Source organism: Hydrogenophaga sp. RAC07, assembly GCF_001713375.1.
In the GTDB taxonomy this organism is placed as follows: Bacteria; Pseudomonadota; Gammaproteobacteria; order Burkholderiales; family Burkholderiaceae_C; genus Hydrogenophaga.
In genome coordinates this window covers 3,074,370-3,087,942 of sequence record NZ_CP016449.1, presented here as the reverse complement: position 1 = coordinate 3,087,942, position 13,573 = coordinate 3,074,370, and the positions used below count along the sequence as shown (strand labels likewise).

Annotated in this window: 11 protein-coding genes and 2 pseudogenes; 8 read left to right on the top strand and 5 right to left on the bottom strand. The window is 59.3% G+C overall.

The features are described 5' to 3' along the window. The first annotated feature begins 215 nt into the window (after positions 1 to 215). Positions 216 to 665 carry a hypothetical protein gene (locus BSY239_RS14445; RefSeq protein ID WP_069047402.1) on the top strand — a complete coding sequence of 150 codons (450 nt, stop codon included), beginning with the start codon at positions 216 to 218 and terminating at the stop codon, positions 663 to 665. A 526-nt stretch (positions 666 to 1,191) separates the two neighbouring features. Here BSY239_RS14445 and BSY239_RS14440 read toward each other — a convergent pair. Beyond that, the gene (locus BSY239_RS14440) at positions 1,192 to 2,385 is read right to left on the bottom strand and encodes an ATP-binding protein (RefSeq protein WP_069047401.1); all 1,194 of its coding nucleotides are present in this window, start codon (positions 2,383 to 2,385) and stop codon (positions 1,192 to 1,194) included. A gap of 735 nt (positions 2,386 to 3,120) precedes the next feature. Here BSY239_RS14440 and BSY239_RS14430 point away from each other — a divergent pair. Then, positions 3,121 to 4,467: a hypothetical protein gene (locus tag BSY239_RS14430; RefSeq protein ID WP_069047399.1), complete on the top strand. Its 1,347-nt coding sequence runs from the start codon at positions 3,121 to 3,123 to the stop codon at positions 4,465 to 4,467. 3 nt (positions 4,468 to 4,470) lie between these two features. Then, positions 4,471 to 5,841, top strand: coding sequence for a hypothetical protein (locus BSY239_RS14425; RefSeq protein ID WP_069047398.1), 1,371 nt, complete (start codon positions 4,471 to 4,473; stop codon positions 5,839 to 5,841). A gap of 553 nt (positions 5,842 to 6,394) precedes the next feature. On the opposite strand, the gene BSY239_RS14420 is transcribed toward BSY239_RS14425, so the two are convergent. Then, positions 6,395 to 6,667 carry a hypothetical protein gene (locus BSY239_RS14420; RefSeq protein ID WP_069047397.1) on the bottom strand — a complete coding sequence of 91 codons (273 nt, stop codon included), beginning with the start codon at positions 6,665 to 6,667 and terminating at the stop codon, positions 6,395 to 6,397. A 138-nt stretch (positions 6,668 to 6,805) separates the two neighbouring features. Between BSY239_RS14420 and BSY239_RS14415 the strand changes: the two genes are divergently transcribed. Genes BSY239_RS14415 through BSY239_RS14400 form a run of 4 tightly spaced genes read left to right on the top strand, consistent with a single transcriptional unit; the run spans position 6,806 to position 9,948 of the window. After that, a complete protein-coding gene (locus BSY239_RS14415; protein WP_442905745.1) occupies positions 6,806 to 7,027 on the top strand; it encodes a type II toxin-antitoxin system RelB/DinJ family antitoxin in 222 nt (73 codons plus the stop codon). 37 nt (positions 7,028 to 7,064) lie between these two features. After that, positions 7,065 to 7,985: an ABC-three component system protein gene (locus BSY239_RS14410; RefSeq protein ID WP_069047395.1), complete on the top strand. Its 921-nt coding sequence runs from the start codon at positions 7,065 to 7,067 to the stop codon at positions 7,983 to 7,985. Continuing rightward, complete coding sequence (locus BSY239_RS14405; RefSeq protein WP_069047394.1) at positions 7,982 to 8,230, top strand: ABC-three component system middle component 6; 249 nt, start codon at positions 7,982 to 7,984, stop codon at positions 8,228 to 8,230. The genes BSY239_RS14410 and BSY239_RS14405 overlap by 4 nt, the downstream gene beginning before the upstream one ends. Then, positions 8,227 to 9,948: an ABC-three component system protein gene (locus BSY239_RS14400; protein WP_069047393.1), complete on the top strand. Its 1,722-nt coding sequence runs from the start codon at positions 8,227 to 8,229 to the stop codon at positions 9,946 to 9,948. Before BSY239_RS14405 ends, BSY239_RS14400 begins: the two co-directional genes overlap by 4 nt. Before the next feature lie 61 nt (positions 9,949 to 10,009). Here the strand turns inward: BSY239_RS14400 and BSY239_RS14395 are convergent. The 3 genes and pseudogenes from BSY239_RS14395 to BSY239_RS23070 all read right to left on the bottom strand — a co-directional run. Next, positions 10,010 to 10,285 (bottom strand): annotated as a pseudogene (locus BSY239_RS14395) (IS3 family transposase); the annotation flags it as partial. A gap of 4 nt (positions 10,286 to 10,289) precedes the next feature. Then, entirely contained in the window at positions 10,290 to 11,666 is a 1,377-nt protein-coding gene (locus tag BSY239_RS14390) for an IS30 family transposase (protein ID WP_083239989.1), read from the bottom strand. Between the two features lie 67 nt (positions 11,667 to 11,733). Then, positions 11,734 to 12,620 (bottom strand): annotated as a pseudogene (locus tag BSY239_RS23070) (IS3 family transposase); the annotation flags it as partial. Positions 12,621 to 12,770: 150 nt separating this feature from the next. Here BSY239_RS23070 and BSY239_RS14375 point away from each other — a divergent pair. Continuing rightward, entirely contained in the window at positions 12,771 to 13,553 is a 783-nt protein-coding gene (locus tag BSY239_RS14375; protein WP_216637481.1) for a hypothetical protein, read from the top strand. The last annotated feature ends 20 nt before the right edge of the window (positions 13,554 to 13,573 follow it).

The window sequence follows — 13,573 nt, the reverse complement described above, 5'->3', positions numbered from 1 at the left end:
GCTGATCTCGATGACCCGGCCTTCTCAGCCGATTTGGGGTGGCAGGGTGTTGGCCTTGCCGTCCATGGCCCACCGATGAAGCGAGTGGGTTGGCCAGCGATCACCGACAAGAAAATCTGTCCTGGGTCTCTTGACTCCGATGCTTTGTTTGAGATTCTGAAGAGAGGCAGCCGAGTGCGCCTCTGTTCATAAACCAACCAAAGCAATGGACCACCATGAAAATCATTTCCTCCTGCCGCTCGAGCCTGACCACATTGGGCGTCGCAGCTGTGCTGAGCGCATGTGGCGCTGGATCGAACGGTTACCCCTCCTCAGAAGACGTCAAGGCGTGGCACTCCAGGACGGCCAGCAATGGCTACGTCAAGCTGCGCACAGTTGAAATCACGGACCTCGACTGCACAACCCCATCCAGCAAGGAGATGGAGCAACTGACCCGTGCGGCCGCCTTCATGGGCTCAAAGGCTGAAGAGGCGATCAAAGGGGCCGTCAAATGCAGCTACACAGTCAACGCCTCGTTCAGCGGCGTTGACAAGCCGTTTCTCAAGACCGAAGGCTACGAGGTGAATGGTCTCAAGCTCAAGAACCAAGGGTTCATGCGTGTGCCCAAGGGCGACGGCTTCGAGTGGCATGGCAGTACACGTCGGCTTCCAAAGACGGCGGGGTGACCGGGCGCTTTGATGCAAGAGTCGTCCTCGCTTTCCATCCGCAGCCTCGAAGAGCGGCCGGCATCATGGCCGTGCTACAGGCCAGTGATAGTCGTCTTCGAGTTGATCACGCACTGCCGTGACGACCGCATCTGAAGCCGTCTCGCGCCAACTCACGCTCAGGTACGAAGTCGAAGAGAAGCTCGAGATCTGCCTCAGCCCCGCGAGTGAATCGAACCCGAAAGCTCACTCCTGGGTTTTCGCGGTACGGTTGCGCGCTTCATCGAGCTTGCGCTGCAACTGCTCAATCACGGTATCGGCATTGACATACTCGCCGGTGCGGTGGGCTTCATGTCCTGGCGTTCATGTCGCCGAAAACGACATGAATCCGTATACGTGTCGCAAGTTTCAGAAAAGGAGAACTTGTTTCGTTGAAACAGCTTCAGCAGGTGCCGGGTGGTGCGCTCCGGTTTTGTGGACCTTTTTGATGACATGCCTCCTGATTTTTTGTGTCGTCGGTTTGGCGTCACTGCTGTGCGCTGTCGGGTTACTCGGTGTGTTGCAGCAGATTGCCTTGCCGGCTCAGCGGTGGCCAGGTCCCGGCCGTCCCCCGGGTTTCGTACCAGCGGTGCATGGCCGCGTCCTCCACGGCGTATTCCCCTCGTGCCGATTTCCACACCAGCGCCGGCATGCGCTGGCGCAGGGACTCCAGCGCGTTTTGCGCCTGCTGCGGTGTCACCGCCTTGTCGCGCCCGGTCTTCTCGCGGTAGAAGCGCAGCGCTTCGGCGTCATACGGCCTGAAGCGAGGGCCTTGCTCCAGCATGCGCCACAGCACCGCCTGCTCCAGCGGCTTCAGGCCCAGGTAGTCTGATTCCATCTGGCCCTCATCGTCCTGCTGGCGCTGCGCAGCGGCCTGCAGCATGGCGGGCTCAAAGCGGCCTGTCAGCGCCGCCAGCGGGCTGAGCACCTGGCCCAGCGCCTCCATGAAGAACTGCGGCCTGCTGCCAAAGCCTTCAAATGCCGCCTGGAGCGTGGCCTGGTCCACCGGTGCCAACTCCGGGCGCTGCGCTTCGATCAGCTGCACGATGTGTGCAATGAAGTCTTGCCCCAGTGCCGGCATGGTCTTGATCTGCGAGCCATAGAACGGCGAGCCGTTGGTGTTCACCAGGCGCAGCAGCTTGTCGCGGTCCGAGCCTGACATCACCAGCATCAGGTTCACCACGCCTGGCCGGTTCAATTGGTCGCGGGCCGACTTCAGCGCTGTCATGGCCGCCTCGCCTGCCTCACTGGTCAGCGCGTGCTGGGCTTCGTCAATCACAAGCGCTACTGGTTTGCCTGCGGTTTCGTGCAGTGCGCGCAGGGCGTCCACCAACGTCAATCCGTCCAGCTTGCCGATGCGGCTGGTGTCCACGTCCAGCCAGCCGGCCAAGCTCACTTTGTTCAGCCCGGCCTTCTTGGCGGTGCGGGCGACCATACCCAGATGGGGCTGCAGGGAGCGGCCAATGGCATCGGCAATCAACACCCCGGGGTCGCGCGTGGCGTCGGCCCAGAGGTCCACGTACACCACCACCACGCCCGCTTTCTCCAGCGCTGGACACAGGTCACCACGCAAGAAGGTGGTTTTTCCGGTGCGCCGGGGCGCGGCCAGAAACAGGCCGTTCTGGGCGTCGCCAAAGGCGGTTTTGCCCTGGAGTTGGTGCACCAGTTCGTCGGCCAGGGCGGTGCGGGGGAAGGCGATCATGTTTATCCCATTTTATTCTGATATGGATAATTTATCAATATCGGAATAAAAGTCAATAAAAGGGTGCCGCTACCTCGAACCAGCCAAGTGCAGCCGGCCGGCAAGGCAGCCGCCATGGCCTGCTCAAAATGGCGCGTCCTTCTCAATCTGGCTTTGATTGCGGCATTCCCGCGGGGGCTCCAGGGAGAGTGCTCCATGAAGCCTACCTGCATGCCTTGTTCCCCTTGCCGCAGGCGCCCGCCTCTTCAGGCATGGAGCACGCAATCAAACGAACAGAGTGGGCCTGCGCGATCTTCGCGATAGCTTGGGTGCTGCGGCCGGTGGTGCGGTCGCAGGTATCGAAAACACCGATTATCGACACCAAGCCGGCAATGCGGGGACTGAGATGATCGGTCGAATTCGGACCGCCGCTCTCCTTCACATCTTCATTGCCGTAGGACCGTAGTGCAGCGGGTCCGGTCTTTCGACTTGATTAACTCGACGCCGTAAAGCGGTCGCTCAACGTGCAAGCTCAGCGGACGGCCAAGATGGCGAAGATGGCGAAGATGTAGAGTTCCCACAGCCTGGCGTCGAAGCCCGTGCTCTGGAACTGCTCTTTGCGGCCGCCTTTTACCTCCATAGCTTTGTTCGAAACCGATGAAAGAACCCGAGACTTCGCCCACAGCTCACGTGCCTCTCTTTACCGACGGACCCAACCCGTTCTTGAATGCATGCGTCGGTACGAATGGGGGCCAGTTGGGTGACCACGCCTATGTGCTCGGCTTCGCCCAGGCCGCGATGGCGCTGCTTCACACAGCCATCGAGCCCCCGCGTCCAAAGGAATCGGCAGGCTCTTTCGAGGACCTCGTGGACGAGGGTGATGTTGGCGCCTACATGGATGCGCTGGTCTATCCCATTTGTTTCAGCGCTCGGCATCACATTGAGCTCTTCCTGAAACGCCAAATCGCTCGCTTGGCCGAGGTTCGCGACATTGACGTGAACAGAACTGTGCTGAGGGACCACAAGCTCGCCCCGCTGCTCGATGAGCTGTTCAGGGTCTGCGACAAGACCGATTCGACGCTACGTGAGCGCCTGGAGCTCATTGAGGGTGCTATCAGGGAGCTGGATGCCTTCGACAGCCAAGGGCAGACGTTCAGATATCGACGGTCGAACGAGAAAGAGCTCCACCTCCAGGAGGTCTCCCATATCAACCTCGGCACATTGGAGGCAGGCCTCAAACGACTGTTTGCCGCCACCGAGGACTTCGACAACTACGTGGGCGCGCTCGTCTATGAGTACCAGCAGGGTTCATTCACGTCGAAGCTTTCGCGGGAGAAGCTTGTTGAGCTCGCAAAGGCGCTGCCTCCAAGAAGCTCCTGGACAAAGTCGTCAGTCTTTGATGCCGTCAAGCAGCAGTTTCGCCAGAAGTACGACCTGTCGAGCAACGATTTCCAGAAGGCCGTGAATCGCATCCTGGCGGTCCGTGGCTTGTCTGGCTACGTCGACGTTGAGCTGGCCCTTCCCCACCTGACGCCAGAGCAGCTTACCAAGCTCGTTGCGCTGGAGGTAACGAAGGAGGAACTGGACGCCATCCCCAAGGAAGTCTGGCGGGTTCTGGAGACCGTCGGAGAGGTGGGCCGGCCACATGAGTACCCGGAGTTGTTCGACCGTGTCATGGGGGAAGCGTCAACGCCTCCGGCCATGCCGAAAGAGTCGAAGCCCGCCGCGCAACCTCAAGAGTCGCCAGCAGAGGAGTCGGAGGAGTTGGAAGAGCCGAAGGAGGAGAAGGTTGACTGGGGAAAGCTGGAGTACCTGGAGGACAAAGAACCTAAGAACGGCAGGACCGGGAACGAAGGCCAGGAAGACGAGGACGATGAGGGGCTCCGAGACCCGTCGCCGCCGGACGTCGTGCGAACGATGTTTCGGGCCAGAACCCGTTTCATAAACGGTCTCAAGAAGCTTCAGCAGCCCACGCTCCTGGCCGCGTTGGACGCAGGTGAGGCGGCTCGGGCGAAGCATGGGGGCGATGAGATGGCCGAGTTCGAAAAGATGGTAAGAAAGTGGTACTACTTGGAGGTGGTGGCTGGCGCCAAGAAATACTAAGCCATGCGCTTCCCGAGGTATCAGGAGCTGTTCCGCGGTCTGTCACTGCAGCTGAAAGGCCTTCAGCGTGACTCGAAGGAACTGGGCCCGCTGCACGCACTACAGCGACAGCTGATACGCGCAGTTCTGAGCGTCGAGCGTCGCGTCCTGCGGCTGAAGCGTGCGCGTCATCGGCTGACCCGGATGAAGGCCAAGTCGAGGCTGCCGAAGGAGCGCGCCGTTGCGGTCAAGGCACTGACAGCCGCCATTGACGACCGAGTTGACGACCTCCATCAGATCATGTTCTTGCTCCGCTGCTTCGGCGATGGCATTGCCTTCACGTATCAGTCGAAGTACGCGCTGAAGCACCTCATGTTTGACGAGAAGTACCAGGCCAAGCAGCAACCCGGCTTCATGACTGGGAAGAAGGGCTTCGCCCGCGAGTACCGCGTGCTCTGCAGTGGTATCAGGGCCGGTGTGCCGGTTCTGCTCGCCGACATCACCAACATCATTCGGCACGGCGACGTGTGTGCAATGGGCGGCCCTGACCCATTGCCAATCGAGGTTAAGTCTTCTCGCACGAAGCGCGAGCGGCCCCAGCGTCAGATAAGCCAGCTGCAGGCGCTCGCCGACTTCTATGGGAACGACCGTGCTGAAAACTTCCGGGGTGCGCCCAACGTCAGGCGAACCGAGCTCCTTGTGGAGGAGGCGACCTTCGAGGGCGTGATGAACGACTGCATCCGCCAAGCCATGCTAAACGGCACTGCCATGGCAGAGCCTGAGACAGGCCTGTGGTACGTCGCAGTCCACGTAGCACGCCTCGAGCCAGGGCGGGAGACAGCCGTTCTGGATGAGTTGCTGTTGCCGTTCTTGGGTAAGGGGCGCCTGGTGGTGCATCCCACGCCGGACTCGACGTGGTGGCACATGTTGCCCTTTACGCTGACGCTGGACACTGGCAACACGCTAGCGTTCATCCAGCGGGAGGTGCTCATCTTTGTGGTGGTTGACGTGATGCACGCAAAGGAGCTGTTCCGCCAGGCCGGCGTCCATGCGGTGGCGCTGTTCGACGGCACCTGGGCATTTCAGATTTCGCAGGACGCTGAGGACTTCTCGGCTGGCGTTTTCCGCGTTTCAGAGCAGCACTTCCTACGCGTTACCCACGACTTCCTGTCTTTACGCTGGTTCGTGGAGGAAAACGCTGCGTTCCTGTCGGCATCGCTGGAAAAGTTCTTTCCGCATGCTGAGCCGGGAATCGAGGGTGAGGTAGCCGGCCGCTTCATGTTTGACGAGGCCCAAATGGCGGAGTGGAGGAGCGTCCGAGACGTTTGGGACCGGGAGGATGAGGCGATGCCCTCGGAAGAGGATGGCCGGGGGCGCCCCGGCACCACCCGCTAAGGCAGTCAAAAAAACACCTGTGTCAAGTGTGTGTGCACGTTCGCGCCGGCAGGGAGAGAACATGTACATCGAACAGGTCACGCGGGCCAACTTCCGGTGCTTCGGTCGTCAGGGGACCAAGCTTTCGCTCGATGCTCCCTAACGGCACTGGCCGGCGCCAACGGCAGCGCCAAGACCGCGGTGATGCAGTGCGTTCAGCGACTCTTCGACATGACCGCCGACCAGCGCAGGCTTTGGCGCCGCGGCATCCACATGCCATGTGGATTTAGGGCACCGGGCGATCTACGTCCGCAAGTTCAAAGGCGGCAAGGAACCCGTGGGCCACGCGGATGTGGCAATGACCATGATCTTCACCAACGTGCTGCGGAGGGGTGGCAGCGCGGTGCGCAGCCCTGTCGAAAGTCTCAACGCCAGTGCGAGCCGTGACATCCAGGGTCGAATCCGTTCCTCGCGCTTGCCCTCGTGGAGAGCAACGCACTGATGCAGTTCTCCGGCGCGTGCGAAGTCACGGAGCGGAGCCACCGCCTTTGCAGCAAAGTAACGTGGAATTCCTTCAGGCCCTGTAAGGTGCCGGAAAGCCGCCCTTGGTGTGCTTCCGCACCCAGTCTGAGGCTGAGCTCGTCCTCCGGCGGTAGCCCCAGTCGATGGTCACCTCCTTGATGCGCAGCGCGGTCTCCTGCTCGACCTGCAGCATGCTTCGCGGTGCGAGCGGCTTCGCAAGCGCACATCTGAAGCCACTTGTCGAACTGGCACAGCTGATGTCCATCATGCAGCAAACCGCTTCGACACCGATATCCAGCTCAATCTGCTTTCGCACGTAGGTCATCTGCTCCTCTGTGAACTCGCTCTCCTCCCGGCACTCTCGCGAGCCTGTTTTTATCGTTCAATGCTGCTATCGAACGACACGAAAACCTTTGGCAGAGTCACACCGGACTACAAATGGAGCACAATGTAGCTACAGCATATGTTGAGGTATGTAATGGCAACCAGCAGCGATGTCGTTCGCGCCCGAATTGACGGGCACATTAAAGATGAGGCCACGAACGTATTGGCAGGTATGGGCTTGTCCGTGTCGGACGCCATTCGGATGCTGCTCACTCGCATTGCAGCAGACAAAGCACTCCCCTTCGATATCAATCGTGTGCAGGCCCAACCTGACGCGAAGAAGCCACGAGCTTCTGCCTAAAAAAATTCCAAGAACATCAAGGCCTGGGCCTGACCGCATGGATCGCATACAGCAGCTCAATTACGAAAAGGACTTCCGCATTGCCTTCTTGGAATCCAAGGGGGATGGTTTTCAACGTCTCTTCGAGAAGCTGATGTCGAAGGTGCACCCCAACGACTTCATGGCTTGCCGGCCCTGGGGGAACGTTGGGGATCGGAAAAACGACGGCTACTTGCCTTCCGCGCGAATCCTGTTTCAGAGTTACGCCCCCAACGAGCTGAGCGCCGCCGATGCCATCAAGAAGATCAACGAGGACTTCGGGGGAGCCAAAGAGCATTGGGAAGAACACTTTGATGAGTGGGCCTTCGTTCACAATGCACCCGATGGGCGTCTGGGTCCACACATCATCGAAGCCCTGGCCCAGCTCGCGCAAGACAACCCACAGATCAAGATCGGACACTGCGGGTACGAAGAGATGCTGGCGAAGTTCCGTCAGTTAAGCCTTCAGGATCTCGAGTCCTGGTTTGGCCCATCGTTAACGATGGAAGCAAACGTCAATTTGGGCTTCAGCGATCTGGCCGCCGTGCTTACTCACATCAGCATCACGCCTGTACCCACGGCGAGCGAGGTGAAGGATGTTTCGCGCGGAAAGATCGAGGCCAATCTTCTGTCTCAGGCTGTGGCCGACTTCCTGAAGATCGGCATGCAGAAATCGCCGCTCGTTGCACAGTTCTTCAACAGCTGGAAGAACCCAACGTATGGCGAGCAGATCGCGCAGGCATTCAAGAGCGAATACGTGGGGCTGCGGGATCGAGGGCCTCAGTTCCATCCTGATGAAATATTCGGTCGCCTGGAAGCGTGGGCCGGAGGCGTTGCGAACACCTCGCCCGCGCACAAGGCAGCGGTGTTGGCCGTCATGGCGTATCTATTCGACAAGTGCGAAATTTTTGAAGATGCTCAAGCGGTGGAATCTGCATGATCCTGCCGTCCAAGCATTTGCCGCAAGATCGTGCGTTGCTGACAGTCGGCGCCCATATCCTGACGTTCCTTGCACGCCCCAAGACCGTCTCTGCACTTTGGGAGGAACTGAACAGGCATGACGCGGTCCTGGCCACAGCACCTCGACGAGTGACGTATGACTGGTTCTTGCTCGCCCTCGATCTCCTGCATGCCCTCGGAACCATCGAACTTGAAAGCGGTCTTGTGGCACGGAGGACGCCGTGATTCATCACATTTTCAGCACCCTGCCTAGTTTCAAGAATCTCGGAGATTTGAAGTCTGGCCTGATCGTACTACTCGCTCAAAAAACCGAGGGTGCTTCTACCAAGCAAACACGCAATCGCGCTGGCAAGACAAGTTTCATCGAACTGGTGCACTTTCTGCTGGGCTCCGAAGCCGGCCCAGAGTCGATCTTCCGTACCTCGGCGCTGGCTGAGCACACATTCGGCATGGACTTCGATCTGAAGTCGGAACGAACAGTTGTTGAGCGAAGCGGTAGTTCCAAAGCCAAGTTCTTCGTGACGGCACCGCCTGCCGCGAAGGTCAAGTTTTCGGCCACCGAGTGGGGTACGTTCCTCGGCGAACAGATGTTTGGCCTGAGCAGCCTTGAAGCTGCAGGCAGCAAGCCGCCTTCGTTCCGGTCGCTGTTTGCCTATTTCGTACGCCGGCAGGCGAGCGGCGCGTTCATGACGCCGGAAAAGCAGGCCGCGATGCAAGGCACTGGCGACATGCAGATGGCGCTCATGTTCTTGCTCGGCCTGGACTGGCAGATCGCCCGCGACTGGCAAGCAGTGCGCGACCGGGAGAAAACCCTTGAAGAGCTGAAGAAGGCGGCAGGGAATGGTGCGTTCGGATCAATCATCGGCAAGGCTGCCGACTTGCGCACGGAGCTGACCATTCAGGAAGCTCGTCTCAAGAAGCTTCACACGGAGATTGATATTTTCCAAGTCTTGCCGGAGTACCGGCAGCTTGAAGTCGAAAGCGCCAACCTGACTCGCCAGCTCAATGAGTTGGCCAACGCCAATACCATCGACTTCTCAGCTATTCGCGATCTGGAAAGTGCGCTGGCCTCCGAGGTCCCTCCGGACCATGAAGACCTCCAGGCGGTATATCAGGAGGCAGGTGTCGTGCTACCAGGCTTGGTCAAGCGCCGCTACGAGGACGTAAAGAGCTTTCACGAATCGGTGGTGCGCAATCGCAAAGACTACCTGTCGAGCGAGCTCGAAGCTGCAAAGCTCCGTATCGAATTGCGAGATAAAAAGAAGGCGCAGCTCGACCACAGGCGCGGCGAGATTCTGGGCATTCTCAGAAGCCATGGCGCGCTCGAACAGTTTCTCAAACTGCAAGGCGAACTGGGGCGACTGGAATCTGAAGTGGAATCGTTGCGGCAACGCTTCGAAGCCGCAGAGCAGCTCGAAGGAACAAAGAACGAATTGGATATTGAGCGCAACCGCCTCACGATCCGCCTGCGGCGTGACTTCGCCGAGCAGAAAGACCGCTTGGCGGAGGCCATCGTCGCCTTCGAGGAAACGTCTCAACAGCTGTATGAGTCAGCCGGAAGCATGACGATCGATGAAACCTCGAATGGACCGATCTTCAAGTTTCCGATGCAAGGGGAACGCAGCAAGGGAATCAAGAACATGCAGATCTTCTGCTTCGACATGATGCTCATGCGCTTGTGCGCCAAGCGGGGGATTGGGCCTGGGTTCCTGATCCATGACAGCCATCTATTCGACGGGGTCGACGGCCGCCAGGTCATTAGTGCGTTGCATCTTGGCTCGGAGATCGCTCAGGAGCTGGGCTTTCAGTACATCGTGACGATGAATGAAGACGATGCCTTCAAGGAGACCATCGAAGGCTTCGATCTCAATGACCACGTCCTTCCAACACGTTTGACCGATTCCACGGAGGATGGGGGGCTGTTCGGCATCAGATTTGGATGACTATCGGATTGATGGCGGTTGAAGCCTATATGGGCTTCCCCCAGTTTCCCGGACGGTTTGCTTAGCCCATTAAGCCTTGCTCAAAGTCGACTGGGCTGAGGAAGTCTAGCTTTGAGTGTTTGCGCACCGGGTTGTAGAAGCGCTCGATGTAATCGAACACGTCGGACCTGGCTTCTTCCCTCGTCCGGTAGACCTTGCGGCTGAGCCTCTCGGTCTTCATGGATGAGAAGAAGCTCTCCATCGCAGCGTTGTCCCAGCATTCACCACGACGGCTCATGCTGCAGGTGATGCTCTGTGCCTTGAGCAACTGCTGGAAGTCGTCGCTGGTGTACTGGGCGGATTCAACCGGTCGTCGCAACACCGGGTTGGTTAGCCGATTTTAGGTAGTCATTAAGCGCCTCTGCGGGAGTCTTCCAACCCAACGTCTTGCGTGGCCTGTTGTTCAAGGTCAGTGCCACGGCTTGAATCTCTTGCTCGCTCCAGCGAGACAGGTCGGTGCCTTTGGGGAAGTATTGGCGCAGCAGCCCGTTTGTGTTTTCGTTCGTACCGCGCTGCCATGGACTGCGAGGATCGGCAAAGAAGACTTTCACCCCAGACTCAATGGTGAATCGTGCATGGTCGGACAGCTCCTTGCCACGATCCCAAGTCAATGACTGCCATAGCTGGGTAGGCAGCTTGGTCACTGTTCTCTTGAGGGCGTTGGCCATGGTGATGGCGCCGTAACCCGCCAGCGCAGGACCATTCTTTGTTCGAGGAGTCAGTCCATAGCCTTCCTCGCGCGGCAGGTGCACGAGCATGGTGAACCGGCTTGACCGTTCCACCAGCGTACCAATGGCCGACCTGTCCAGGCCGATGATCAGGTCCCCCTCCCAGTGACCGGGTACCGCACGATCTCCTATCTCAGCAGGGCGGCTGGAGATCATCACCTCTTCACTGACATGTGCCCATGCCTTGGCTTGGGACCTGGCCCGGGGGGTGCGCAAAGCACGCCCCGTACGCAGGTAGCTCACAAGCTCACGCTTGAGGGCGCCTCTGCCCTGGATATAGAGCGCCTGGTAGATGGCTTCGTGAGAGATGCGCATGGACGGATCATCCGGGAAGTCGACCTGCAGGCGGTTTGCAATCTGCTCTGGCGACCAGCCATTGACCCATTTGCGGTCACCACGATGAGGCTTGTTGCGGCCGATGAAAGGAGCCTGTCGAGGTCCAGCCACCTCCAGCCCTTGGGCATCGCGGATCTTGCCCTCCAGGCGATCTTGGACATAGTCGCGCAAACGCTGATTCGTCACGAGCTTGGCAGGCTTGGGCCTTCTGGCGGCCAGATCGGACTTCCACTGCGCGACCGAAGGCCGGTACTCAAGCTTGCCACTGCGGGTCGCAGCGTTGCGCGTCAACTCCCGCGAAACAGTTGAGGGGCTTCGACCAATACGACGAGCGATCTCCCGCACACTGACATCTTGAGCTCGCAGAAGTCCAATCTCCTCTCGCTCCGCGAACGACAGATACCTTCCAGATACAGGTTTCGACATGAACAATGGCATGCCGCCACGATGCCGGAACCAGCGCGAGCCCACCGCCTGCGATACGCCTACCGCCTCGGCTGCCCTCTCACTGGTGATTCCGGTTGCAATCTGTACCCAGAACTGGCGCTCGACCTCTCGCCGAAGTGCAGGAGCCCCCGGAGAGGGCATCGCGTCTCTCCCTGTCAATTGCTTCATCCATCCTGCGGGTCGCCCCATAAACACCTCCTGGTTGAAGGTGTTGCGACGACCAGTTGAATCCGCCCTGACTGCCCTGGTCCGAGTGATGCATCAGTGAGCTGGGTTTGCCGCGCCGCCAAAGGGCCATCAACAAAGCGTCGCTCACCATCTTGGCCTGCATGGTGTCGCTCATCGACCACCCCACGATGCGACGTGAGTACAGGTCCATCACCGCTGCCGCATACAGCCAACCCTCAGCCGTCCAGATGTAGGTGAAGTCGGCCACCCACTTCTGGTTCGGGCCACTGGCCTCGAAGTCGCGTTGCAGATGGTTGGGCGCGATGTGGTTCTCAAGCCTGCTGCCTGTATCGCCAGGTAGCCTGCGTCGCTTGTGGCGGGCTTGCAGCTTGGCCAGGTGCATCAGCCGGATGACCCGATTCATCCCGCAACTCTCGCCCAGCGCTCTAAGGTCGTGCCAGACGCGTGGACTGCCGTAGGTTCGGTCGCTGAGCTCGAAGCTCTCTCGGATGAGGCGGGTGAGCCTGGCGTCGTCCTGGCTGCGTTGGCTCGGCGCTCTGCCCATCCATTCGTAGAAGCCGCTGTGGGAGACCGCCAGAACCCGGCACATGGTGCGGGTAGGCCAGACACTACGATGCCGCGCAATGAAGCCGTACTTCACTGCGGGTCCTTGGCAAAGTAGCCGAGCGCTTTTTTTAGGATGTCGCGCTCCGTAGTCACGCGGCGCAGTTCGCGTTGCAACCGCTCCACCTCCGTTGCAGCCTCACTGCGAAGCGGCCGGTTCGGCCTGAGGTCCAACACTCCGCCACGCTCCTGCGTGACCCACCGTCTGAGCACGCTGGTCTGAATACCCAGGTCCCGCGCAATGTGCGTGGAGGTTGCTCCTGGCTGCTTGCACAGCTTCACTGCCTCACGTTTGAACTCGTCCGTGAAGCTCCTTCGGGTTCTTGTCATGCCTATCTCCTGAACACATCATGTCATTGGATGTGTCCGGGAAACTGGGGGAAGCCCAATATGCGCCTGAGTACGGGAAGCTCCGGAGACATCTGCAAATGCAAAGACAAGACGGTGCCACGCCTCTAGAGTCTGCGAGAAACAAGAAACATGATCGGACAAAGAACCCGCTATTCGTTCGCGCAATTCCTGGAACTACAGGAGCCCATGAACTCAATCGTGCTCTTGGGCAAGTACGGCGTACAGCACTTGTCGCTGTCCCAAGGACAGCTGTTATACGGACTACTGAATACGCTGCGCGATCTCGATGACCGCACGCTGATGCTGGCGCTGGCCGAGGTCGTGGCAACCGCGGGCGATTTGCGGGCTAGAGTCAATCCGAAATATCGGTTTGACGAGCGCTTGCATGACCTGACGCAGTGCTTGCTGCTGGACGGCTACATCATCCTGGGCAAAAAGCTGACTCAAACTGATCCGTCGATTGCCGATGCGGCGCCCTTGGAGGACGACCTGATCGACGCCCTGCAGAACTCGGGGGCGCCCCGCTTGCAGGAAATCATCGCCAAGATCAACGACTCGGCCGCCGCTTTCCGTGCAACTCCGCCTGACTACAACGCTTCGCTCGTCAACGCCCGCGTGGCTCTCGAAACTTTGGCCGGCGACATAGCCGCTCAAGTTGCCTCGCAGCAGCAAACACCAGCTGCTTACAACCCATCCAAGTGGGGCGAGGTGCTAGCGTTCCTGCGTAGCAGCGGCGAGATCACCACAGAGGAGGAAAAGGGCCTTGCCGGTGTATTCGGTTTTCTCAGTCCTGGCGCTCACCGCCCGGTGGGAATCCCTGAAGATCAGATGACGCGGCTTGGCCGTTCTTTCGCGCTCAATATGTGTTGGTTCCTGCTCAAGAACCATCTCGTGCGAATTTCGCGACCTTAACCTTCCCGACTTGAATGTGC